This window comes from Pseudomonas protegens (assembly GCF_013407925.2).
Lineage (GTDB): Bacteria > Pseudomonadota > Gammaproteobacteria > Pseudomonadales > Pseudomonadaceae > Aquipseudomonas > Aquipseudomonas fluorescens_AP.
The window spans coordinates 4817919-4840071 of sequence record NZ_CP060201.1; the positions used below are offsets into that span (position 1 = coordinate 4817919).

Sequence of the window (22153 nt, forward strand, 5' to 3'; positions counted from 1 at the left end):
TTTTTCACTCCCGAGCGTTCAGCCTTCGCGCAGGCCTGCAACCCACGACAGGCCATTTCGAATGCGACCCTTGGAGCTCCTTGATCAATGAACAAACTTCCCCAGATCACCCTGGCCTTCTGGGTCATGAAAATCTGCGCGACAACCTTGGGGGAAACCGCCGGTGACCTGCTGTCGATGACCCTGAATGTCGGTTACGCCATCAGCTCGATGATCCTGATCAGCGTGTTCCTGCTGACGCTGATCACCCAACTGCGGTCCAAGACCTACAACCCGGTGCTGTACTGGATCGTGATTCTCTCCACCAGTACCGCCGGCACCACCCTGTCGGACTTCATGGACCGCACCCTGGGCCTGGGCTATGCCAGTGGCTCGTTGATCCTGATCGGGATGCTGCTGGCGATCTTCGCCGCCTGGCGCCTGAGTGGCGACTCGCTGAACGTCGACAAGATCCAGACCTTTCGCGGCGAGCTGTTCTACTGGATGGCAATCCTGTTTTCCAACACCCTGGGCACCGCTCTGGGCGATTACCTGGCAGACGATTCGGGGCTGGGCTTTGCCGGCGGGGCGTTGCTGATCGGCTCGACCATTGCCCTGGTGGTCCTGCTCAAGTACTGCACCAGGCTCTCGTCGGTGCTGCTGTTCTGGGTGGCCTTCGTGCTGACCCGGCCGTTCGGCGCGACCCTGGGCGACTTCCTCACCAAACCCCATGAAAAGGGTGGCCTGGACTTCGGCACCATCGGCTCGTCGGCGGTACTGGCGGGGATCCTGCTGGTGATGATCGTCGGTGCGTCCTGGGCGCAGAACCGCTACGCGCGCCAGGGTGCCGCCGAACTCTCCTGATCTGTAGCAGCCGGCTTGCCGGCGCAAGCCTCCCCACAGATCGCGAAACAGCGCCCGGGCCTTGCACCCGGGCGCTGTCGTTTTCAGTCGGTTTCGATCCGCGAATGCTTGCGGGTGTCCTTCATGGTCGCGTAGACCAGCAGCGAACAGGCGATACAGGCGGTGACGTACCAGTAGTAGCCGGTTTCCATGCCGATGCTCTTGAACCACAGGGCGATGTATTCCGCGGTGCCGCCGAAGATCGACACGGTCAGTGCGTAGGGCAGGCCCACGCCCAGGGCGCGGATTTCCGTGGGGAACAGCTCGGCCTTGACCACTGCGTTGATCGAGGTGTAGCCGCTGACGATGATCAGCGCGGCCATGATCAGGAAGAACGCGCCCCACCAGGTCTGGATGGTGTGCAGGGTGGTGAGGATCGGCACGGTGAACAGGGTGCCGAGGATGCCGAAGGCAATCAGGATCGGGCGCCGGCCGACCTTGTCCGAGAGCGCGCCGATCACCGGTTGCAGGCACATGAACAGGAACAGCGTGGCGGCGGAAATGGTGGTGGAGTCGGAGATGCTCATGCCGACGGTGTTCACCAGGTATTTCTGCATGTAGGTGGTGTAGGTGTAGAAGGCCAGGGTGCCGCCCATGGTCAGGCCGACCACGGTCATCAACTCCTTGGGATGACGCATCAGGGTGCGCATCAGGCTTTCTTTCGGCTTTTCCTTCTTCTTGGTGAAGGATTCGGTTTCTTCCATGCCGCGACGCAGGTACAGGGCCACGACCGCACACAGGGCGCCGATGCCGAACGGAATCCGCCAGCCCCAGGATTGCAGCTCCTCGGTGGTCAGAATGTTCTGCAGCACGATCAGTACGCCCAGGGCGATGAGCTGGCCGGAGATCAGGGTCACGTACTGGAAGCTGGAGAAGAAGCCGCGACGCTCCTTGGTCGCCATCTCGCTGAGGTAGGTGGCCGAGGTGCCGTATTCACCGCCCACCGACAGGCCCTGCATCAGGCGCGCCAGCACCAGCAGGATGGGAGCGCCGACGCCGATGGTTTCGTAACCCGGAGTCAGGGCGATGATCAGCGAGCCGAAGCACATCAGCAGCACCGAGGCCATCAAGGCGGCCTTGCGGCCCTTGCGGTCGGCGTACAGGCCCATCAGCCAGCCACCGATCGGGCGCATCAGGAAGCCCACGGCGAAGATCGCCGCAGTGTTCAGCAGTTGTGCGGTGGTGTCGCCCTTGGGGAAGAAGACCTTGGCGAAGTACAGCGAGAAGGCGGCGTAGACGTACCAGTCGTACCACTCGACCATGTTGCCCACGGAACCGCTGAAGATCGACTTCAGACGGCTGGCGGTGGTCTTTTCGGTGGCGGATGCGGCCGCCGACCCGGCAGGCAGGGTATTAGAGATATCCATGACGGACCCTTCTATTCATTGTTTTTGTGGAGCGCGCGCAAGCGCAGCCTGCTGGGGCTATAGCAGGACCTGTGCCAAGGGCGAGAAGCCCGGGCTAGAGGGGGTTGACTGGGGTGGATAAGCGGAAATCCGCCTATCAAGGGCTTTGGGGTAGGCGGGAAGTTGCCGAAAGGCGCGCGGCCTCCGGGACAGGCGTTCGGGCGGGTGAGGATGTGGCTTTGGCAGTACCTGGCTTGAGCGCCTGCTCGCCGGCAAGCCGGTGCCTAAAGGCGTGGGTCATTGGTCTTTGAGGAACATTTCCCGGGTCAGGCGGTGACGCTGCATTTTTTCATTCAGGGTTCGGCGCGGCAGTTGCAGTTCGTTGAGCACGGCCTTGATCTCGCCCTTGTGGCGGGTCAGGGCGGCGCGCAGGCATTGGGCTTCGAAGGCTTCTTGCTGCGCGGCCAGGGATTGGCCGGCTTCGAGGACTTCGGCCTGCGGCTCCCCGAGGCCCAGCACCTGACGCTCGGCGGCGTTGGCCAGTTCGCGCACGTTGCCTGGCCAGTCGTGACTGAGCAGGCGGCTCAACTGGGCGCCACTCAAGGGCGCGACGCTGCGTCCCAGGCGTTCGGCGGCGGACTGGGCGAAGTGTTCGTAGAGTTGCGGAATGTCTTCGCGGCGTTCGCGCAAGGGCGGCAGGCGCAATTCGGCCACGGTCAGGCGATAGGCCAGGTCTTCGCGGAAACGTCCGGCCCGAGCCTCTTCCAGCAGGTCCGGCTTGGTGGCGGCGATCACCCGCAGGTCGACCTTGATGCTCTGGTTGGCGCCCAGGCGTTCCAGCTTCTGTTCCTGCAACACCCGCAGCAGCTTGACCTGTTGGGCCAGGGGCATGCTTTCGATCTCGTCGAGAAACAGCGTGCCGCCGTCGGCGTATTCCAGCTTGCCGATGCGCTTGCCCTGGGCGCCGGTGAAGGCGCCACTTTCATGGCCGAACAGTTCGGCTTCGAACAGCTGCTCGGGGATCGCCGCGCAGTTCAGGGCGACGAAGGGCTTGCCGGCCCGGGGGCCGAAGTCGTGCAGGCAGCGGGCAACCAGCTCCTTGCCGCTGCCGGTTTCGCCACGGATCAGCACATTGACTGGCAGGGCAGCCAGGTCCAGCACCTGGCGGCGCAGGGTCTGCAAGGCTTTGGAAACCCCAAGCAAGGTGGCATCGAGCTTGGCCCGGCTGTCGGCCTGCTGGTGCAGGTGGCGGTTTTCCAGGACCAGGCGCCGCTTGTCCAGGGCCCGGCGCAGGCTGCTGAGCAGGGTATCGGGGCTGAAGGGTTTTTCCAGGAAGTCATAGGCGCCGTCGCGCATGGCCTCCACCGCCATGGGCACGTCGCCGTGGCCGGTGAGCAGGATGATCGGCAGATCAGGGTCCAGGCGCTGGACCTGGGCCAGCAGTTCCAGGCCGCTGATACCGGGCATGCGCACGTCGCTGAGGATCACCCCGGGAAAGTTCTTCGGCAGTTGCGCCAGGCAGTCCTCGCCACGGCTGAACAGCTGCACGCTGAACCCCGAGAGGCTCAGCCACTGTTCGACGGCGGTGCGGATACTGGCTTCGTCATCCACCACGATCACCGAGTTCAGCATTGGATATGGGCCTCCAGGTCGATGGGCAGGCTCAGGGTGAACACGGCGCCCTGGTCGCGGTTGGCGGCACTCAAGCGGCCCCCCAGTTCATGGACGATGGCGTAGGACACCGCCAGGCCCAGGCCCAGGCCATCGCCCACCGGCTTGGTGGTGAAGAACGGGTCGAACACGCTCAGCAGGTGCTCTTCGGCGATCCCGCCGCCGGTGTCGGCCACCCGCAGTTGCCACAGCTGGTCCTCGGCTTCGAGGCTGATCTGCAGGTGTTTTTCGGGCTTGTCCTGCATGGCGTCGAGGGCGTTGCGCAGCAGGTTGATCAGCACCTGCTCCAGGCGGATGGCATCGCCGCGAACCCAGGCCGGGCGGGTCAGGTGCAGCTCGATCTGGATGTTTTCGGCACGCAGGCGGGTTTCCAAGAGGTGCAGTGACTGGTCCACCACCGCGGCCAGATCCAGGCGTTCGCGCAGGCCGCTGGGGCTCTTGCGGGCGAAGGTCTTGAGATGGCTGGTGAGGGCGGCCATGCGTGTCAGCATGTCGTCCAGGGGCCGCAGGGCTTTGTAGGCTTCATCCACCCGGCCGTGATCCAGCAGCAGCCGCAGGGTGGCAAGCTGCATGCGCTGGGCGGTCAGGGGCTGGTTGATTTCATGGGCCAGGGCCGCGGACATCTGCCCCAGGGCGGCCAGCTTGGCCGATTGCACCAGGCCTTCCTGGGCGGTGCGCAGGTCCCGGGTACGTTCCTGGACCAACTGCTCCAGTTCTTCACGGTTGCGCTGGCGAATTTTCCCCAGGCGCCAGCGCTGGCTGAGGAACAGCAACAGGAACACCAGGGTCAGCCAGGCGCCGGCGGCGGCGAGGCCGGCATTGCGGCTTTCCTCGAAGACGCCCGCCGGTTTGCGCAGCAGGTGCAGGGTCCAGCCTTCGGCGCTCAGCGGCAGGGATTCCCACAGGTAATTGGCGACCCCGTCGGGGCCGTCGACCCGGACCAGGCTGCTGTTGGCGTCAAACCGTTGCAGGGCCGTGTGCTGCAGCGGAGTCAGGGGTTGCTTGTCGTACTGGCGGGTCAGCCGGATGTCCGCCAGATCGTTTTCGGACAGCGGTTGCAACTGCCGATAGCGCCAGCCGGGCTGGTTGGCGATAAAGATGATGCCTCGCGAGTCGCTGACCAGCAGGGTGTCATTGCCCTGGCTCCATTCATGTTCCAGCTCGGGGAACTCCAGCTTGACCACCATGGCCCCGAGGAAGTCCTCGTTGTCGGCCTTGACCGCGCTGGAGAGGAAATACCCCGGAATGCCGCTGGTCACGCCCACGGCGTAGAAGCGTCCGCTGCCCTGGCTGCGGGTCTGCTTGAAGTAGGGGCGGAATCCGTAGTTGTGCCCGACGTAGCTGCTGGGCAACTGCCAGTTGCTGGCGGCCACCGCCAGGCCTTCATGGTTGAGCAGCTCCAGGGTCGAGGAGCGGGCGGCGCCGTTGATCTTCTCCAGCTTGCGGTTCAGGGCATCCTGGGTCTGTGCCGTCACCGGGCCTTGCAGTGCCGCACGCAACTCCGGGTCCAGGGCCAGCACCGCCGGCAGCGCGCGATAGCGCTCGATCAGGGTGTGCAGGGAGTTGGCATACAGCCCCAACTGCTCATTGGCGCGAGCCGCTTCGTCCACCAGCGCCAGGCGTTCGGCGTGGCGCATGGCCAGGCCGGCGCTGAGTACGGTGCCAGCGAGAATCACCAGGATGTAGAACGTCAAGCGGAGAGGGCGAGAGATCTGGGCCATGAGTCGGGGCAGGCTGCAATGGGGGCGGGAACGATAGCATGAGCGCCGGGTGGAACGTTGATCGCCGACAGTGTCGCGAAAGGGCGCGGCATAAAAAAAGCGGCGGGCCGTTCAATGAACAGCGCCGCCGCCTTGGCCAAACGGAGGAAGGGCTTACTGCACTTCTACCGCCAGGCTGTCACTGATCTTCTTCTGCCAGATGGCGGGACCGGTGATGTGCACCGATTCGCCCTTGCTGTCGACCGCGACGGTCACCGGCATGTCCTTGACCTCGAACTCGTAGATCGCTTCCATGCCCAGTTCGGCAAAGGCCAGGACCTTGGACTTCTTGATCGCCTGGGCCACCAGGTAGGCAGCGCCGCCGACGGCCATCAGGTACACGGCCTTGCTGTCCTTGATCGCCTCGATGGCGGTTGGACCACGCTCGGACTTGCCGATCATGCCCAGAAGGCCGGTCTGTTCGAGGATCTGCCGGGTGAACTTGTCCATCCGCGTGGCGGTGGTCGGTCCGGCCGGGCCCACCACTTCGTCGCCCACTGGATCAACCGGGCCAACGTAGTAGATGAAGCGACCCTTGAGGTCCACCGGCAGGGTTTCGCCCTTGTTCAGCATCTCCACCATGCGCTTGTGCGCGGCGTCGCGGCCGGTGAGCATCTTGCCGTTGAGCAGCACGGTTTCGCCCGGTTTCCAGCTCTGCACTTCTTCCGGGGTCAGGGTGTCGAGGTTGACCCGACGCGCCGACGGACCGGCTTCCCAGACGATTTCCGGGTAGGCGTCCAGTGGTGGCGCTTCCAGTGCGGCCGGGCCCGAGCCGTCGAGCACGAAGTGCGCGTGGCGGGTGGCGGCGCAGTTGGGGATCATGCACACCGGCAGGGAGGCGGCGTGGGTCGGGTAGTCCATGATCTTCACGTCGAGCACGGTGGTCAGGCCGCCCAGGCCCTGGGCGCCGATGCCCAGCTGGTTGACCTTCTCGAACAGCTCCAGGCGCATTTCTTCAATGCGGTTGGACGGGCCGCGAGCCTTGAGCTCGTGGATGTCGATGGATTCCATCAACACTTCCTTGGCCATCACCGCGGCTTTCTCGGCGGTGCCGCCGATGCCGATGCCCAGCATGCCCGGTGGGCACCAGCCGGCGCCCATGGTCGGCACGGTCTTCAGGACCCAGTCGACGATCGAGTCGGACGGGTTGAGCATGGCCATTTTCGATTTGTTCTCGGAGCCGCCGCCCTTGGCCGCCACGTCCACTTCCACGGTGTTGCCGGGAACGATGGAGTAGTGGATGACCGCCGGGGTGTTGTCCTTGGTGTTCTTCCGGGCGCCTGCCGGGTCGGCCAGGATGGAAGCGCGCAGGACGTTTTCCGGCAGGTTGTAGGCGCGACGCACGCCTTCGTTGATCATGTCGTCCAGGCTCATGGTGGCGCCGTCCCAGCGCACGTCCATGCCCACGCGAACGAACACGGTGACGATGCCGGTGTCCTGGCAGATCGGCCGGTGGCCGGTGGCGCACATGCGCGAGTTGATCAGGATCTGCGCCATGGAGTCACGGGCGGCCGGCGATTCTTCGCGCAGGTAGGCCTCGTGCATCGCCTGGATGAAGTCCACGGGGTGGTAGTAGGAAATGAACTGCAGGGCGTCGGCAACGCTCTGAATCAGGTCGTCTTGCTTGATCACGGTCATGAGTCGCGCTCCTCTAAAAGACGGGAACATTTAATAAGGTGGCTGCAGCAGGGTACATCGGTCGGTTGCAGACACCTTCTAAGGCACGCCGGACAGACAACTGGCGCGACGCTAAAAAGGCGCGGCAGTATACCGCGCCTGGGGGCCCGGCACACCCGCCAGCCGGGCAAACGAAAGTCGCCTATCGGATGGGCATTGTTCTTGCCTGGATCGGCGGCGAAACCGCGGAACACGGCTTAAAATTTGGATAGTCATTTGCAGGGCGCGGCACTAAAGTGGCAACTGGCCTGCAGGGTAGAGACACTCTTTAAGCCTCCTTTCTCACGGTGAATCGACGATTGACCCATAAAGCCATCCAGAGCTTGCTACTCAAGCGCTTCAGCATTGCCGTGGGCACCTACGGACTGATCCTGCTGCTGTTCTGGCTGGCGGTTCTTACGGGGCACTATCGCGCCTCCATCAGCAGTGCACTGATGGGCAGCGCATTGGTGCTGGCCAGCCAGGGACTGCTGTACTGGGTCTTCATCAGTGGCCGCAACCTGCGCTTTGCCGACCCCAGCCTGACCGAGGTCCAGGTGGTGTTGGGCATCGCCTGGCAGACCTGGCTGATTGCCCACCTGGATCAGGCCCGCGGCGCTTTCCTGGTGTTCTATATCCTGCCGCTGCTGTTTGGGCTGTTTCACTTGTCCCGTCGCGCCTACCTGCGCTGCGCGGCGCTGATCTTCTTCTGCTTTGCCGGGGTCAATCTGTGGGACGGCTTTCGCTTTGCCCTCGAGGATCCGCAACTGGCGGCGCTGCAAGTCTGTGTGTTGCTGGTGATGCTGGTGTGGATGTGCCTGTACGCCGCCTATGTGCAAGCCTCGCGCTCGCGCATGCGGCAGCGGCGTTTTGCCTTGCAGGCTCACCAGGACACGCTGCGCGGAATGATGCGGCAGCTGGAGGATCTGGTGGCCACCGATGAGCTGACCGGTCTGTTCAATCGCCGGCACTTCCTGCGTAACGCCAGCCGCGAACTGCAGGCCATGGGCCAGGAGCAGGTGCATGGGTTGGCGCTGATCGATCTGGATCATTTCAAACGCATCAACGATCTGCATGGTCACGCGGCGGGGGATCAGGTGCTGCAGGCCTTCGCCGGGGTGGCCAGCGCCTGCCTGCGGGACGGCGATGTGCTGGCGCGCTACGGCGGTGAGGAGTTTGTGGTCCTGTTGCCCGAATGTGATGCCGAGCGCCTGACAGCCTGCTGCGAACGGCTGCGCTTGGCCTTCATGGAGGTGCAACTGGTGGGCCTGAATGTGCGTGACCTGAGTCTGTCCGCGGGGATGACCCTGCTGCGGGCCGGCGATGACCTGGACATGGCGCTGCAACGGGCCGATCAGGCGCTGTACCGGGCCAAGCGCGATGGCCGCAATCGTTGCTCGGCGGCCTGGGAAAACCTCGATGCCTGAATTGACCGTCGGTAGTCGGCGCTGGTCGGTGGCGCCGGCAAGCAATCTGCTGGATGCCTTGAATCAGGCCGGTGTGGCGGTGCCCTACAGTTGCCGCGCCGGCAGTTGTCACGCCTGTCTGGTGCAGTGTGTCAAAGGACTGCCCAGCGACAGCCGGCCGGATGCCCTGAGCGATGAGCAGCGCCGTCGCGGCTGGCGCCTGGCCTGCCAGTGCCAGGTGGTGGAGGACCTGCAGGTCGAAACCTTCGATCCGTTGCGCGATGGCCTGCCGGCCCAGGTGGTCGGGCTCGACTGGCTATCGCCCACAGTCCTGCGCTTGCGTCTGCAGCCTGAGCGGCCATTGCGTTATCGCGCCGGCCAGCACCTGGTGCTGTGGACGGCCGGTCAGGTGGCCCGGCCTTATTCCCTGGCCAGCCTGCCGGAAGAAGATCGCTTTCTGGAGTTTCACCTGGACTGTCGGCACCCGGGGCAATTCAGTGATGCGGCGCGCCAGCTGCAGCTGGGCGATACGCTCTCCCTGGGCGAGTTGCGCGGTGGCGCCTTGCACTACGACCCGGACTGGCAGCAACGGCCCCTTTGGCTGTTGGCGGCGGGCACCGGGCTGGCGCCGCTGTTTGGCATTTTGCGCGAGGCCTTGCGGCAGGATCACCAAGGCCCTATCCGCCTCATTCACCTGGCCCATGACCGTTCCGAACATTACCTGGCCAAACCCTTGGCTGCGCTGGCGGCGAACCGTGCGCAACTGAGTGTCGAGTTGTGGCAGGGGGCTGAGCTGACGGCGGCTTTGGCGCAACTACGGCTTGTTTCCCGGCAAACCCTGGCCTTACTCTGCGGGCACCCCGACAGTGTCGAAGCCTTTGCCCGGCGCCTGTACCTGGCGGGGTTGCCGCGCAATCAACTGCTGGCCGATGTGTTCCTGCCCCGTGGTTGAGCGCTGACTTTTCCAAAGCGAGATCTCCATGACCGATGCCATCGAGCTGCACCGCGAAGGTGGGCTGCTGACCCTGCGCCTGAACCGCCCCGACAAGAAAAACGCCCTGACCCGTGCCATGTACAGTCGTCTGGCGCAAGCCCTGGCCGAGGCGGACGCCGATCCGCAAATCAATGCCCTGCTGATCTGCGGCAGCAGCGAATGCTTTACCGCCGGCAACGACATCGCCGATTTCCTTGAACAGCCTCCCCAGGATCTCGGCAGCCCGGTGTTCCACTTCATGCGCAACCTGTTCGATTGCCGCAAGCCGGTGGTGGCCGCGGTGGCGGGGGCGGCGGTGGGCATTGGCAGCACCTTGCTGCTGCATTGCGATCTGGTCTACGTCAGTCGTGATGCGCGCTTGCGCATGCCCTTCGTCAACCTTGGGCTGTGTCCGGAATTCGGCTCGAGCCTGATCCTGCCGCGCCTGCTGGGGCGGGCCAAGGCCGCTGAGTTGCTGCTGCTCGGCGAAGGCTTCAGTGGCGAACAGGCCGCGGCCTGGGGCATTGCCACTGCGGCTCTGGGCGATGGTGCAGCGACCTTGGCCAAGGCCCGGGAGGCGGCCTTGCGTTTCAGTCAGCTGGCGCCCGACGCGGTGCAGATCAGCAAGCGCCTGATGCAGGCGCCGGACCGCGAGCAACTGCGCCAGGTCATTGAGCAAGAGGGCGAGGAATTCACCCGGCGCCTGCAGTCCGCGGAAGCGATTGCCGCGCTGTCCGGGTTTCTCGCCAAGGGCTGAGGCCTTCGACATCTATTGTGTGCGGGCATGAAAAAGCCCCGGCGTTTCTGGCGCCGGGGCTTTTTTGTTCAACTGGCCAGTATCAGACCATCGGGTCGCCAACGTGCAGGATCTTCATGCCGTTGGTGCCGCCGGTGGTGTGGTAGCTGTCGCCCTTGGTGAGGATCACCCAATCGCCTTTCTCGACCACGCCGCGCTTGAGCAGCTCGTCGATCGCGGCCTGGCTGACCTGCTCGGGCGGCAGGGAGGCCGGGTCGAACGGGATGGTGTACACGCCACGGAACATCGCCGCGCGAGCCTGGGTTTCACGGTGCGGGGAGTAGGCGTAGATCGGCACCGAGGAACGGATGCGCGACATGATCAGCGGGGTGTAGCCACTCTCGGTCAGGGCGATGATCGCCTTGACGCCCGGGAAGTGGTTGGCGGTGTACATGGCGGCCAGGGCGATGCTCTGGTCGCAGCTTTCGAACACCTTGCCCATGCGGTGGCTGGAGGTCTTGCTGGTGGGGTGTTTTTCCGCACCGACACAGATCCGCGCCATGGCCTGCACCGCTTCCAGCGGGTAGGCACCGGCGGCGCTTTCCGCCGAGAGCATCACGGCGTCGGTGTAGTCGAGCACGGCGTTGGCCACGTCGGACACTTCGGCGCGGGTCGGCATCGGGTTCTGGATCATCGACTCCATCATCTGGGTCGCGACGATCACCGCCTTGTTGTGGCGACGGGCGTGAAGAATGATTTTCTTCTGGATGCCCACCAGCTCGGCATCGCCGATTTCCACGCCCAGGTCGCCACGGGCCACCATCACCGCGTCACTGGCGTTGATCAGGCCGTCGAGGGTTTCGTCGTCGGCCACGGCTTCGGCGCGTTCGATCTTGGCCACCAGCCAGGCGGTGCCGCCGGACTCGTCACGCAGCTTGCGCGCGTACTCCATATCGGCGGCGTCGCGAGGGAAGGACACGGCCAGGTAGTCGACCTGCATTTCGGCGGCCAGCTTGATGTCGGCCTTGTCTTTTTCGGTCAGGGCCGGAGCGGTCAGGCCGCCGCCACGACGGTTGATGCCTTTGTGGTCGGACAGCGGGCCGCCGACGGTCACCACGCAATGCAGCTCGGTGGCGGTGGCGGTTTCCACGCGCATCACCACGCGGCCATCGTCCAGCAGCAGCTCGTCATTGACCCCGCAGTCCTTGACCAGATCCGGGTAGTCGATGCCGACGATGTCCTGGTTGCCTTCGGTCAGCGGGTGCACGGTGGAGAAGGTGAACTTGTCACCAATCTTCAGTTCGATGCGCTTGTTGGCGAATTTGGCGATGCGGATTTTCGGGCCTTGCAGGTCACCGAGGATGGCCACGAAGCGGCCGTGCTTGGCGGCCAGGTCGCGGACCAGTTGGGCGCGAGCCTTGTGCTCGTCCGGCGTGCCGTGGGAGAAGTTCAGGCGGGCGACATCCAGGCCTGCAAGAATCAACTGTTCGAGAACTTCCGGCGAGTTACTGGCCGGGCCAAGGGTGGCAACGATTTTGGTACGACGAACGGACATGCACGGACTCCTGAGTTCAAGCGCAACGAGAGGCTACTATGCTCCGAAGTTGTAGTCATTGTTCGTTTGCACTACTTATTGCTTTGTTTGTTTACCGCAACAACCTTGAAGATTTTTGCCGATGAGTCGATACACTGCACAAGACAGGAGATACCCCATGCGATTCGTACTCATTGCTATCTTGGCCGTCAGTGTTGTCGGCTGCACCCGCTGGTCCATGAACCATCATTTGAATAACGCCTATCGCGCTTACGATCGCGGTAATTGCGAGAGCGTGATGCTCGAGTTGAGCCAGGTCGACCGTGACAGCCGTGCGCGGCGCTATATCCAGCCGGAAGTGTCGATGCTGCGCGGGCAATGCCTGGAGCGGCAGAAGTTGTTCGTCGATGCGGCGCAGACTTATCAGTTCATCATTACCCAGTACCCCAGCAGCGAGTACGCCTACCGTGCCCGTGCGCGCCTGGACACGTTGCAGCAACTGGGTCACTACCCGGCAAACGGTGCGGCGCAAGTTCGCCACACTGCGTTGTAAGTCACAGCGCTGCGGGGCAGTGTAATTGCCCCTCGCGCTTGAGCTAACATTTGTTCAGGTTGTTCGAACACGCCCCGGTTCCTGCCTGGGGCAGTGGCGTTGAAATCCTCCTGATGATTTTCCTCGCACCTCGAATCCTGGCGAACGAGCCGCTCTTGCAGGCCCGTTCCGATGCACTAGTGCGGTCATGCTTAATGGCCTTTCATAGCGATACCCAGCATGTTCACTGAACCGCGGATCGAGCGGCATCAACTGCCGTCCTACTTGAGAGTCTTCAATCGGTTTACCGACAAGCCTGTCGGTTTCCTGGGCAATATTTCCGCGGACGGGCTGATGCTGATCAGCCCGTTGCCGATGCTGATCGGTGCCGCGTTCGAGTTGCGGGTGAAAGTCCCCGGCGGTGATGGACAGCTGCAGTTCATCGACTTCAGCGCCTGGTGCCTGTGGTGTCACGAGGACCTGACCCCGCGCCAGTACGACAGCGGGTTCAGCCTGCTGCGAGCGAACGCCGACTTCGCCGAACTGGAGCAGGCCCTGCGGCACTACTTCAGCTTTCACCCCTTGCCGACATCGGCTTGACAGGCCCGATCGCCGTTACAGGCTGCCGGCTTTCTTCCAGCTCAGGTAACGGCTGACCAGTTCCGCGCCAAGCTCTCCGGGGCGGACGTCGAGCAGGGCGATGCCGTGAGCGCTGAGTCGTTCGTGAAGTTCGGCGCGACCGTTCAGGTAGTTCACCGTCGCGCTGTAGAGCAGCGCTTCGGGCAAGGTCTGCACCGGGTTCTGGCGCAACTGGTCGAGCACTTCCTCGCGCAGGCTGGCCACCAGCACCCGATGCTGGCGTCCGATGCGCTTGACCGCGGTCAGCAGCTCCTCATCGTCTTCATCCCGCAGGTTGGTGACCAGCACCACCAGGGCCCGGCGCTTCTGCCGGGCCAGCAGTTCACTGGCGGCGGCCTGGTAGTCGGCGGGGCGCTGGCTGGTGTGCAGATCGTAGACGCCGTTGAGCAGCACATTCAGATGGGCCTGTCCCTTGACCGGCGCCACGTAGCGCGAGCGCTCCCCGGCAAAAGCATGAAGACCCACGGCATCGCCCTGGCGCAGGGCCACGTAACTGAGCAGCAGGCTGGCGTTGAGAGCATGGTCGAAATGCGCCAGTTCGTCGTCCTGGCTGCGCATGCGGCGTCCGCAGTCGAGCATGAAAATGATCTGCTGGTCGCGCTCGTCCTGATACTCCCGGGCGATGGGCGTGCGCTGGCGGGCGGTGGCTTTCCAGTCGATCTGCCGCAGGCTGTCGCCTTCGCGAAACTCGCGCAACTGATTGAACTCCAGGCCCAGACCGCGACGTTGCAACTGGCGCACCCCAAGTTGGCTGAGCCAGTTGTCCACCGCCAGCAATTGCGCGCCGTACAGGCGGGCGAAGTCCGGATAGACCCGGGTGCTGTCATGCACCTTGAGCAAACGTCTGGCGCTCCACAGGCCCAGAGGGCTGGGCAGCGCCACTTCACATTGATCGAAGTCGAAATGCCCCCGTTGCAGCGGCCGCACGCTGTAGCCGACCTTGCTGACCTGGCCGGGCTCCAGGTCGACGGACTGCGGCAGATGCTCGAAGCCCAGGCCGTGCGGCGGATGATCGAACAGTTGCACGTGCAGCGCCTGCCCGTAGGCATGGCGGATCTCCAGTTGCACTTCGCTCCAGCGCCCCAGGGGCAGGCTGCCGGGCAACTGGCGCCGGACCTCGGGCGAGGCCAGGCGCGACAGGCGCAGGGCATCGATCAGGGCCAGCAGCAACAGCGCCAGCAACAGGCCCCAGGCGATCGAGTCCAGGCGCGGCATGGCCTGGATGCCCAGCGCGCGCATGGCGCCCAGGAGCAGGTCCAGGCCGGCCAGCGTGCCCAGCCAGATGAGCAACAGACGGGTCGGTTTCATCGTGCTGTACGGCTCACAAGCGCGGAGCCGGGATCTGTTCGAGCATCTGCTTGAGCACCTGCTCCACCGACAGCCCTTCGATATCCAGCTCCGGGGCGATCCGCACCCGGTGCCGCAGCACGGCCATGGCGCAGCCCTTGATGTCATCGGGAACCACGAATTCGCCGCCACGCAACAAGGCCCGGGCCCGTGCCCCGCGAACCAGGGCAATCGAGGCCCGAGGACCGGCGCCGAGGCTCAGGCCCGGCCAGCTGCGGGTGGCCCGGGCCAGGCGCACGGCATAGTCGAGCACCTGATCGTCCAGCGGCAGTTCACTGGCGATGCGCTGCAGGGCCAGCACGTCCTTGGCCTGGAGCACGGTGCGCAGGGGCTGCACATCGAGCATGTCGGCGCGGGTCGAACGCGCCACCTGGCGGACCATGTCCAGCTCCTCGTCGGCATCCGGGTAGTCCATGCGCAGCTTGAGCATGAAGCGGTCCAGCTCGGCTTCCGGCAGCGGGTAGGTGCCTTCCTGTTCGATGGGGTTCTGGGTGGCCAGGACCATGAACGGCTGGGCAATGGGCAGGGCCCGGCCTTCCAGGGTGACCTGGCGTTCCTGCATGGCTTCCAGCAGGGCGGCCTGGGTCTTGGCCGGCGCGCGGTTGATCTCGTCCGCCAGCAACAGGTTGGTGAACAGCGGGCCCTTGCGCAGCTTGAACTGTTCGCTCTGCAGGTCGTACACCGCGTGGCCGGTGACATCGCTGGGCATCAGGTCCGGGGTGAACTGGATCCGCGCGAAGTCACCGCCGAAGCAGCGGGCCAGGGCCCGCACCAGCAGAGTCTTGCCGAGGCCGGGAACCCCTTCGAGCAGCACGTGGCCACCGGCGATCAGGGCGGTCAGCACGTCATCGATCACCGCTGTCTGGCCGATCAGCACTTTTTGCAGTTCCTGGCGCACGGCCTGGGCCAGCTGGCTGGCGCGCTGGCGCTGCTGGGCCACATGGTCCTGGGGCGCTGGCGCCTCGGAGGTGTCTTGGGATTCGACGGGTTGTTCGCTCATAGGGCATTCCTGAGTGTTTGCAGGTGGGCGACCTGGTGGCTGAAATCAGCGCTGGAAAGGCGCTGCCCGGACAAGGGTTGCAGGGCCTGTTGTACGGCGCTGACAGGCTGTTGGCTGAGCAGGGCGAGGACTTCCCACTGGGCTTGGGGCGGTAATTGCTCGAAGCCCGGATGGCGACGCCGCGCCCGGCGCCGGATATCCAGATGCAGGGCTTGCAGCAGCGGCGCCTGGCCGCCGTGGCGCAGGAGAAAGTCGGCGCTGGCCCGCAGGTGTTCGCGCAGTTGACGCCGGGCCTTGGGGGCCGGTGCCTGCAACGGACCCTGGCGGCTGCCGGCCCGCCACAGCCACATGCCGATCAACAGTGCCAGGGCCACCAGCGCCTGGGGGAAATAGCGCCAGAGCAATTGCCAGAGGCTTGGGTGGTCGGTGTTGAACAACAGGGTTACCGCCGTATCGGTATTCAGGTACCACAGCAGCCAGGCGTTGTCGTAAAGGCCGATGGCCGGGGTTTTCCAGATCTCGGCATCGGTCAGCACGGTGACCGAACCCTGGCCGTAATCAAGCTGGATCATGTGGGTGGCCACGCCGCTGTTGGCCCAGGACTGGGCCAGGCTGTCCGGGTCGTCCAGGTGAAAGGCGGTATCGAAACTGACGTAGGCCGGGGCCTGTTCGTCTTCCAGGTAGAGCTTGGTCAGTTTCGGGAACGGGTCGTCAGCGTCCTGTTCCGGCGGTTCTTCCAGGTCGGCGCTGAGCTGCTGATGGATCTGTACCCGGTCCAGCAGCAAATCGCCGCTTTGCTCGGTGTCTTCGTCCCACAGGGCTTCGGCGACAAAGATCAGCCGGCCACCGGCACGGGCCCAGTCCAGTACCTGGTCGACCTGGCGCGGGCTCATGTTGGAGCGCTCGCCGAGCAGCAGCAGGCTGTTGCCGGCCGGCTTGAGGGTGGCCAGTACGTCCAGGCCGTTGGCGTGGTCGACCTTGAGGCCGCGCTCGCGCAAAAACATCTCGGCGGCCAGATAGGGATTGGCCTGGGCCTCGGGCGACGGGCCGTGATCGATCAGTTCCTGATAGGGCGTGGCCTGGCGATACAGGGCGTAGCCGGCAGCGCCCAGTACCAGGATCAGCAGCAGCGCCAGGCCGCCCCACAGATAGCGCTTCATGGGCAGGCTCCGGGGCCGAACAGGCTACGCCAGCCATCGCACAGCCGTGCTTGCAGGTCGGCGCCAGGCACGCGATGCCCGTAGGCCATGTTCTGCCAGTGGGTGGTCAGCTCGCGGCTGAAGGCTTCCAGGGACGGTTGCTGCAGCGCCTTGATCCGCTCCAGTACCTGGCCTTCGGTGTCGGCCATGCTCAGAGGCAGTTGAAAGTCCTCCAGCAAGCGGCTGAGCAAGGCCCGATACAACAGGCCCAGCGCTTCCCGAGGCTGGCTGGCCCACAGTTCCTGGGCATGGGCGGCGACATCGGCGGGCAGGGTTTCGCTGCTGACGTCCAGGCCGAACAGTTGCTGGGGGATCGCCGCCGGGCGCTTTTTGCGCGGCAGCGGCCGGCGGCCGACAAAGACCCGCAGCCAGTCGCGGTAGCGCCACAGCAGCCAGCCCAGCGCACTGAGCAGCAAGCCCCAGAGGAGGATTTCCAGGCCCTTGGCGAAGTTGCCGAAGCGATTCTGGTCGAGGTTGTCCAGCAGGCTCTTGAGCCAGCCCGGAGGCTTGCCCTTGGCGTCCTTTTTCGCGGTCTGCTCCTCGCCGAAGCGGTAGCGGGTGACCGATTCCTGATTCTTGAACGGTGGCTTATCCAGAATGCCCTGGATGCTGTCTTTGGAGGCCTTGCTGGTCAGGGGTTGCTGCAACAAGCGCGGCGCTTCGGGGCCGGCCACGGAACGGCTGGGGTTGGCCGCCCACGGCGTCTGGCCCGGCAGCGCCAGGAGCAGGCCGCTCACCAGCAGCAGCGCCGCGACGCCGCTCAGGCGCTGACGCAGGCGGCGAAACACCAGCTCGATGTCCCAGGCCTCGAGCTCGGTGCGGCGATTGAGGTACAGGCTGAAGCCGCAGGCCACGTAGATCGGTTCCCAGATCACCAGCACCAGGGCGTAGAAGGCGTTGGTCAGGTGTTCCAGCCACAGCCAGTCCTGCTGGGCGGCGATGACCATGCTCTGCCAGTTCCAGTCCAGTTCGACCTGTTGCGGCAACAGCAGGTAGAACAGCATCAGCAGGCCGATCCACAAGGCGCCCTCCAGGTGCATGCCGATCAGCGTCAGCCAGCGCGCAGCCCCGGCGTTGCGCTGCAACAGCACGCCCAGGCGCTGCTGCCGGGCATCGCCGTCGAGGCCCTCCAGTTGCACCACCGGCAGGACGAAACTGCGGCTCAGGCTGAAGCGGCGCCAGGTCAGGCTGGCCAGCAATTGCGGTTTGAGCAGGCGCGGCCACTGGCGCAGGGCCTGGCCCAGGGTTGGGGTTTCGCCGAACAGGGCCTTGGACAGGATAAACAGCGGCAGGCGCTCGAAGGCCGGCTTGATCCACCAGAACAGCAGCACCGCCACGGACGGCGACTCCCACAGCAGCAGGCTCAGCAGGGCGAACACCGGCAGGCTGACCAGGGCCCAGCTGGTCATCAGCAAGCGCCGATGGCGCTGGCTCAGCAGGACTCCCAGGTCCATGGCTTCCCAGGTGGTGCGTGGGCGGATCACCACACTGGCATCACTCAGGCGCATGGGGTTCTCGTCCGGCCAGGGTCAGGTACGCCAGCATCAGGCTCCACAGGCCGGCGCCGACGCTGTATTTGATCCAGGCCGCCGGCCAGGTCATGGAGGACCAGTAGGCTTCTATAAAGGCGGCGATCAGCAGAAACACGATTACCCCGTAGATCAGTTGCACGCTGACCCGCGCGGCCTGCAACAGCGCATCGCCGCGCCGCAGGCGACCGGGGGCGATCAGTGCCCAGCCCAGCTTCAGCCCGGCCGCACCGGACAGGGCAATGGCGCTCAGTTCGAAGGCGCCATGGCCGATGACGAAGGGCCAGAAGGTCTGGCCGAAGCCGATCTGGGTCAGATGGCCGGCGATGGCGCCAATCATCAGGCCGTTGAAAAACAGGAAGAACACACTGCCCAGGCCAAACAGCAGGCCGCTGGCGAAGGTCTGAAAGGCGATGCCGATGTTGTGCATGATGTAGTAGCCGAACATCACCCAGTCTTCGCTGGAGGCGCGCTCGGCGACCCGCCCCAGGCGTGTGCCGCTGGGGTCGTACATGCTCCGCATCTCGGCCACCTGCTGCTGGCTCACCAGGCTGTAGACCAGTTCGGGGTACAGGTACACCAACAGGCCGATACCCAGCAGGCTGCCGAAGAACAGCAGGCTGGCGATCAGTACCAGGCGCCACTCCTGGCGCACCAGGCGTGGAAAGCCGGCCAGCATGAACGCCAGGACATTGGCGCTGATGGCGGTGCGTTGCCGATAGAGTTGCTGATGGCCGCGCAACACCAGTTGCTGCAACGGGTCGATCAGGTAGCTGCTGTAGCCGCGCTCCTGGGCCAGGGCCAGGTGCTGGCACAGGCGGCGGTAGTCCTGGACGAAGCTCTGGCAGTCTTCGGCGCGGGTGCGTCCCCGTTCTAGCTGGTCGAGCAGTTGCTCGAACTGCTGCCATTGCGCCTGGTGGCGGCTTTCGAAAAGGCTCTGTTTCATGTGCTTCCCAGAAAACCGCGGGCGATGCCATTGAGTTCGGCTGTCGCCTGGGCTGCGGGCACGTGCAGCGGTTGGGCGAGGATGGCCGCCAGTTCCCGGGTTCTTTCGGCGGACAGCTGGCCCTGGCGTTCGGCGAAGCCGAGGATCGCCCGTTGTTCATTCAGGCTCAGGGCGAAGGGCGCCAAGCGCGGCGTGGCGTCGGGCAGTTGCGGCCGGGTCAGTGCTTGCTCGCGGTAGATCACCAGGGTGCCGGCGGCCAGATCGCCGAGGCGCTTGAAGGTCGGATGCTGCAGGCAACTGATGGCGCCGAGGAAGTAGCCGAACGGCAACATGTCGGCAAAACGCAGCAGGTTGCGGGTCAGGGAGGCGCTCCAGCCAATGGGCGTGCCATCGTCCTGAACCACGCGCAGTCCCATCAGTTGCTTGCCGGGAGAGCGGCCCTGGTTCAGCACCTCGAACAGCACCATGTACCACCAGCTGATCAGGAACAGCAGGATCGAGCCGAGGCCGATGCCGATCTCGCCGAAAAAGCCCAGCACGATGAACAACAGGCCCAATACCAGCCCGCGAATCCCCAGGTCGAGGGAAAACGCCAGGGTACGGACCAGCAACCCCGCCGGTCGTAGCGGCAGATCGATACCCTCGGGGGTTTCGACCTGATACCGCGTATCCAGTGGCGGGTGCAGCGATGCGTTCCTTGGCGTTGCTGTCGTCTCAAGCATGGGCAACTAGGGGGCTTGGCCTGGTAGAAAAAAATCCAGCGCAGATGCTAGCAGTGTCCGAGGGGCAAACGACATCATTAACTGCGAATTCAGCACGGCGCTCTGTGCGCCGCCCGTTCGCGCGGCTGGCCCTGGTGGCGCTTGAGCGCCTAGACTGCGGCGGTCTTTCAGCTCAGGAACAGGCCGTGACTTCCCTCTTTTGGTACGACTACGAAACCACCGGCATCAATCCGCGCTGCGATCGCCCGTTGCAAGTGGCCGGTATTCGCACCGACCTGGCGCTCAACGAGATCGACGAGCCGGTCAACCTCTATTGCCAGCCCAGCGATGACATCCTGCCGCACCCGGCGGCCTGCATGATCACCGGCATCACCCCCAGCCGCTTGGCGGCCCAGGGCTTGAGCGAGGCGGACTTCATGACCCGGGTGCACGCCCAGCTGGCGCGTCCGGGCACCTGTGGCGTGGGCTACAACACCCTGCGCTTCGACGATGAGGTCACCCGCTACAGCCTGTATCGCAATTTCTTCGATCCCTATGCCCGCGAGTGGCAGGGCGGCAACAGCCGCTGGGATCTGATCGATGTGGTGCGCACCGCTTATGCCTTGCGCCCTGAGGGCATTGTCTGGCCCGAGGAGCAGGGGCAGGTGACCCTCAAGCTGGAACGGCTGACCGCGGCCAACGGCATCGATCATGGCCAGGCCCACGATGCGCTGTCCGATGTCCGGGCGACCATCGCCCTGGCGCGGCTGATTCGCGACCGGCAACCCAAGCTCTATGACTGGCTGTTCCAGTTGCGCAGCAAGCAGCGAGTGATGGATCAGATTCGCCTGTTGCAGCCCCTGGTGCATATTTCCGGGCGCTTTTCCGCCGCGCGCCACTACCTCGGCGTGGTCCTGCCCCTGGCCTGGCATCCGCGTAATCGCAATGCACTGATTGTCTGTGACTTGCATCTGGACCCTCAGGGATTGCTCGACCTGGACGCCGAAACCTTGCGCCAGCGTTTATATACCCGGCGTGATGATCTGCTGGACGGCGAGTTGCCGGTGCCGTTGAAACTCATTCATATCAATCGCTGCCCGGTAGTGGCGCCCTTGAATGTCTTGCGGGGCGAGGATCAACAGCGATTGCACTTGGATATGGAGCAGTACCAGCGCCGGGTCGGGCTTTTGACTGAAACTCAGGAAGTTTGGCGGGATAAACTTTCGCTGATTTATGCCCCCGATGAGTTCGCGGCCAGCGAGGATCCGGAGCAACAGTTGTACGACGGCTTTATTGGTGATCGCGACCGGCGATTGTGTGAGCAAGTGCGTGAGGCCGATCCGCTGCATTTGGCTCGGCAACAGTGGCCCTTTGATGATGAGCGCTTGCCCGAATTGCTCTTTCGCTACCGCGCTCGCAACTTTCCGGAAACATTGGATGAAGCCGAGCAACAGCGTTGGCGGACATTTTGCCGCCAGCGTTTGCTAGAGCCGAAACTCGGCGCGCCCAATACCCTGGAAAGTTTTGCCCAGGGACTGGAGCAATCGTTGTTAAGTGCGGACTCCAAGCAGCGTCAGGTGCTGGATGAGTGGCAGGCCCATGTTCAGGCGCTGACCGGGCGTCTGGCTGTTTGAGAGAGGGGCCGGGTTCTTGGGCATTAAGCCCGGACATAAAAAAACGCCAGCATGCTGGCGTTTTTTGATTGCGGCAGTAAAGCCTAGGCGCTCACTGGCGGGACTTAGTCCAGCAGGGTTGCCCAGCCTTCAACCACGTCGCCGCCCCACTTGGCTTTCCACTCTTTCAGAGTCTTGTGGTTGCCGCCTTTGGTTTCGATGACTTCACCGTTGTGCGGGTTTTTGTACTGTTTAACTTTGCGCGCACGCTTGGTGCCGGTGGTTTTTACAGCAGCGCGAGGCGCTTTAACTTTCGATTCCGGATCCAGCAGGGCAATGATGTCGCGCAGGGACTTGGAGTACTCGCCCATCAGGCTGCGCAGTTTGCCTTCGAATTCCAGTTCGGTTTTCAGTTTGTCGTCCTGGGACAGGTTCTTCAAACGTGCTTGCAGTTCTTTAATGGCTTCTTCTGTAGCACGGTATTCGTTGATCAGGGACATGAGGACTACCTTATTGAGCGCTGAGTGACTGGGTGACAGTGTCGCAATAATAGTCAGGGAGTTTGTGCAAGTAAACATAATAACGCTGTTTTATTTGCCGCTCTTAGTGTGTTTAGGCGCAAAAGACATTTCGCTATTTAATAGATCGGCGGATTCGATTGCGCTATTCACAAATTAGTTGTG

Annotated in this window: 19 protein-coding genes; 7 read left to right on the top strand and 12 right to left on the bottom strand. The window is 64.0% G+C overall.

Going from position 1 to position 22153, the window contains the following annotated elements; all coding sequences use genetic code 11:
• The first annotated feature begins 87 nt into the window (after positions 1 to 87).
• Complete coding sequence (locus GGI48_RS22420; RefSeq protein ID WP_103741257.1) at positions 88 to 843, top strand: hypothetical protein; 756 nt, start codon at positions 88 to 90, stop codon at positions 841 to 843.
• Between the two features lie 83 nt (positions 844 to 926).
• Here GGI48_RS22420 and GGI48_RS22425 read toward each other — a convergent pair whose 3' ends face one another.
• The 4 genes from GGI48_RS22425 to GGI48_RS22440 form a co-directional block, all read right to left on the bottom strand.
• Entirely contained in the window at positions 927 to 2249 is a 1323-nt protein-coding gene (locus tag GGI48_RS22425) for an MFS transporter (RefSeq protein ID WP_047305837.1), read from the bottom strand.
• A gap of 276 nt (positions 2250 to 2525) precedes the next feature.
• The gene (locus GGI48_RS22430; protein ID WP_047305836.1) at positions 2526 to 3860 is read right to left on the bottom strand and encodes a sigma-54-dependent transcriptional regulator; all 1335 of its coding nucleotides are present in this window, start codon (positions 3858 to 3860) and stop codon (positions 2526 to 2528) included.
• Positions 3854 to 5620, bottom strand: coding sequence for an ATP-binding protein (locus GGI48_RS22435; protein ID WP_103741259.1), 1767 nt, complete (start codon positions 5618 to 5620; stop codon positions 3854 to 3856). The genes GGI48_RS22430 and GGI48_RS22435 overlap by 7 nt, the downstream gene beginning before the upstream one ends.
• Positions 5621 to 5773: 153 nt before the next feature.
• Positions 5774 to 7297 (bottom strand): fumarate hydratase, encoded by a 1524-nt coding sequence (locus tag GGI48_RS22440; protein WP_016963246.1) that lies wholly within the window; start codon positions 7295 to 7297, stop codon positions 5774 to 5776.
• 338 nt (positions 7298 to 7635) lie between these two features.
• Here GGI48_RS22440 and GGI48_RS22445 point away from each other — a divergent pair, with 338 nt between their 5' ends.
• Genes GGI48_RS22445 through GGI48_RS22455 form a run of 3 tightly spaced genes read left to right on the top strand, consistent with a single transcriptional unit; the run spans position 7636 to position 10451 of the window.
• Positions 7636 to 8742, top strand: a complete 1107-nt coding sequence (locus GGI48_RS22445; RefSeq protein WP_016963245.1) for a sensor domain-containing diguanylate cyclase — start codon at positions 7636 to 7638, stop codon at positions 8740 to 8742.
• Complete coding sequence (locus tag GGI48_RS22450) at positions 8735 to 9673, top strand: iron-sulfur-binding ferredoxin reductase (protein ID WP_179600111.1); 939 nt, start codon at positions 8735 to 8737, stop codon at positions 9671 to 9673. The genes GGI48_RS22445 and GGI48_RS22450 overlap by 8 nt, the downstream gene beginning before the upstream one ends.
• A 28-nt stretch (positions 9674 to 9701) precedes the next feature.
• The gene (locus GGI48_RS22455; RefSeq protein WP_179600113.1) at positions 9702 to 10451 is read left to right on the top strand and encodes an enoyl-CoA hydratase-related protein; all 750 of its coding nucleotides are present in this window, start codon (positions 9702 to 9704) and stop codon (positions 10449 to 10451) included.
• Positions 10452 to 10533: 82 nt separating this feature from the next.
• On the opposite strand, the gene pyk is transcribed toward GGI48_RS22455, so the two are convergent.
• Positions 10534 to 11985: a pyruvate kinase gene (pyk, locus tag GGI48_RS22460; protein WP_016963242.1), complete on the bottom strand. Its 1452-nt coding sequence runs from the start codon at positions 11983 to 11985 to the stop codon at positions 10534 to 10536.
• A 157-nt stretch (positions 11986 to 12142) separates the two neighbouring features.
• Here pyk and GGI48_RS22465 point away from each other — a divergent pair, with 157 nt between their 5' ends.
• The gene (locus GGI48_RS22465; RefSeq protein WP_016963241.1) at positions 12143 to 12517 is read left to right on the top strand and encodes a hypothetical protein; all 375 of its coding nucleotides are present in this window, start codon (positions 12143 to 12145) and stop codon (positions 12515 to 12517) included.
• 219 nt (positions 12518 to 12736) lie between these two features.
• Positions 12737 to 13096 (top strand): PilZ domain-containing protein, encoded by a 360-nt coding sequence (locus GGI48_RS22470; RefSeq protein ID WP_016963240.1) that lies wholly within the window; start codon positions 12737 to 12739, stop codon positions 13094 to 13096.
• Between the two features lie 15 nt (positions 13097 to 13111).
• On the opposite strand, the gene GGI48_RS22475 is transcribed toward GGI48_RS22470, so the two are convergent.
• From GGI48_RS22475 to GGI48_RS22500, 6 genes are read right to left on the bottom strand one after another with little or no spacing between them, the layout of a single operon-like run.
• Positions 13112 to 14443 (bottom strand): DUF58 domain-containing protein, encoded by a 1332-nt coding sequence (locus GGI48_RS22475; RefSeq protein WP_016963239.1) that lies wholly within the window; start codon positions 14441 to 14443, stop codon positions 13112 to 13114.
• A gap of 13 nt (positions 14444 to 14456) precedes the next feature.
• Positions 14457 to 15482, bottom strand: coding sequence for an AAA family ATPase (locus tag GGI48_RS22480; protein ID WP_047305829.1), 1026 nt, complete (start codon positions 15480 to 15482; stop codon positions 14457 to 14459).
• Positions 15479 to 16642, bottom strand: a complete 1164-nt coding sequence (locus tag GGI48_RS22485) for a DUF4350 domain-containing protein (protein WP_179600115.1) — start codon at positions 16640 to 16642, stop codon at positions 15479 to 15481. Before GGI48_RS22485 ends, GGI48_RS22480 begins: the two co-directional genes overlap by 4 nt.
• Positions 16639 to 18189 (bottom strand): DUF4129 domain-containing protein, encoded by a 1551-nt coding sequence (locus GGI48_RS22490; protein ID WP_179600117.1) that lies wholly within the window; start codon positions 18187 to 18189, stop codon positions 16639 to 16641. Before GGI48_RS22490 ends, GGI48_RS22485 begins: the two co-directional genes overlap by 4 nt.
• Complete coding sequence (locus GGI48_RS22495) at positions 18176 to 19156, bottom strand: stage II sporulation protein M (RefSeq protein ID WP_047305938.1); 981 nt, start codon at positions 19154 to 19156, stop codon at positions 18176 to 18178. Before GGI48_RS22495 ends, GGI48_RS22490 begins: the two co-directional genes overlap by 14 nt.
• A complete protein-coding gene (locus GGI48_RS22500) occupies positions 19153 to 19878 on the bottom strand; it encodes an RDD family protein (protein WP_047305826.1) in 726 nt (241 codons plus the stop codon). Before GGI48_RS22500 ends, GGI48_RS22495 begins: the two co-directional genes overlap by 4 nt.
• 185 nt (positions 19879 to 20063) lie before the next feature.
• Here GGI48_RS22500 and sbcB point away from each other — a divergent pair, with 185 nt between their 5' ends.
• On the top strand, positions 20064 to 21491 hold the full coding sequence (gene sbcB, locus GGI48_RS22505; protein ID WP_179600119.1) for an exodeoxyribonuclease I: 1428 nt from the start codon (positions 20064 to 20066) through the stop codon (positions 21489 to 21491).
• A 104-nt stretch (positions 21492 to 21595) separates the two neighbouring features.
• On the opposite strand, the gene mvaT is transcribed toward sbcB, so the two are convergent.
• A complete protein-coding gene (mvaT, locus tag GGI48_RS22510) occupies positions 21596 to 21970 on the bottom strand; it encodes a histone-like nucleoid-structuring protein MvaT (RefSeq protein WP_016963232.1) in 375 nt (124 codons plus the stop codon).
• Between the last annotated feature and the right edge of the window lie 183 nt (positions 21971 to 22153).

Bases quoted from the DNA above. Each gene is read 5' to 3' on its own strand.
- GGI48_RS22465 (WP_016963241.1), top strand. From the start codon at position 12,143: ATGCGATTCGTACTCATTGCTATCTTGGCCGTCAGTGTTGTCGGCTGC.
- GGI48_RS22435 (WP_103741259.1), bottom strand. From the start codon at position 5,620: ATGGCCCAGATCTCTCGCCCTCTCCGCTTGACGTTCTACATCCTGGTG.
- GGI48_RS22455 (WP_179600113.1), top strand. From the start codon at position 9,702: ATGACCGATGCCATCGAGCTGCACCGCGAAGGTGGGCTGCTGACCCTG.
- mvaT (WP_016963232.1), bottom strand. From the start codon at position 21,970: ATGTCCCTGATCAACGAATACCGTGCTACAGAAGAAGCCATTAAAGAA.
- GGI48_RS22500 (WP_047305826.1), bottom strand. From the start codon at position 19,878: ATGCTTGAGACGACAGCAACGCCAAGGAACGCATCGCTGCACCCGCCA.
- GGI48_RS22425 (WP_047305837.1), bottom strand. From the start codon at position 2,249: ATGGATATCTCTAATACCCTGCCTGCCGGGTCGGCGGCCGCATCCGCC.
- GGI48_RS22450 (WP_179600111.1), top strand. From the start codon at position 8,735: ATGCCTGAATTGACCGTCGGTAGTCGGCGCTGGTCGGTGGCGCCGGCA.
- GGI48_RS22470 (WP_016963240.1), top strand. From the start codon at position 12,737: ATGTTCACTGAACCGCGGATCGAGCGGCATCAACTGCCGTCCTACTTG.
- GGI48_RS22480 (WP_047305829.1), bottom strand. From the start codon at position 15,482: ATGAGCGAACAACCCGTCGAATCCCAAGACACCTCCGAGGCGCCAGCG.
- GGI48_RS22485 (WP_179600115.1), bottom strand. From the start codon at position 16,642: ATGAAGCGCTATCTGTGGGGCGGCCTGGCGCTGCTGCTGATCCTGGTA.
- GGI48_RS22490 (WP_179600117.1), bottom strand. From the start codon at position 18,189: ATGCGCCTGAGTGATGCCAGTGTGGTGATCCGCCCACGCACCACCTGG.
- GGI48_RS22440 (WP_016963246.1), bottom strand. From the start codon at position 7,297: ATGACCGTGATCAAGCAAGACGACCTGATTCAGAGCGTTGCCGACGCC.
- pyk (WP_016963242.1), bottom strand. From the start codon at position 11,985: ATGTCCGTTCGTCGTACCAAAATCGTTGCCACCCTTGGCCCGGCCAGT.
- GGI48_RS22430 (WP_047305836.1), bottom strand. From the start codon at position 3,860: ATGCTGAACTCGGTGATCGTGGTGGATGACGAAGCCAGTATCCGCACC.
- GGI48_RS22420 (WP_103741257.1), top strand. From the start codon at position 88: ATGAACAAACTTCCCCAGATCACCCTGGCCTTCTGGGTCATGAAAATC.
- GGI48_RS22475 (WP_016963239.1), bottom strand. From the start codon at position 14,443: ATGAAACCGACCCGTCTGTTGCTCATCTGGCTGGGCACGCTGGCCGGC.
- GGI48_RS22495 (WP_047305938.1), bottom strand. From the start codon at position 19,156: ATGAAACAGAGCCTTTTCGAAAGCCGCCACCAGGCGCAATGGCAGCAG.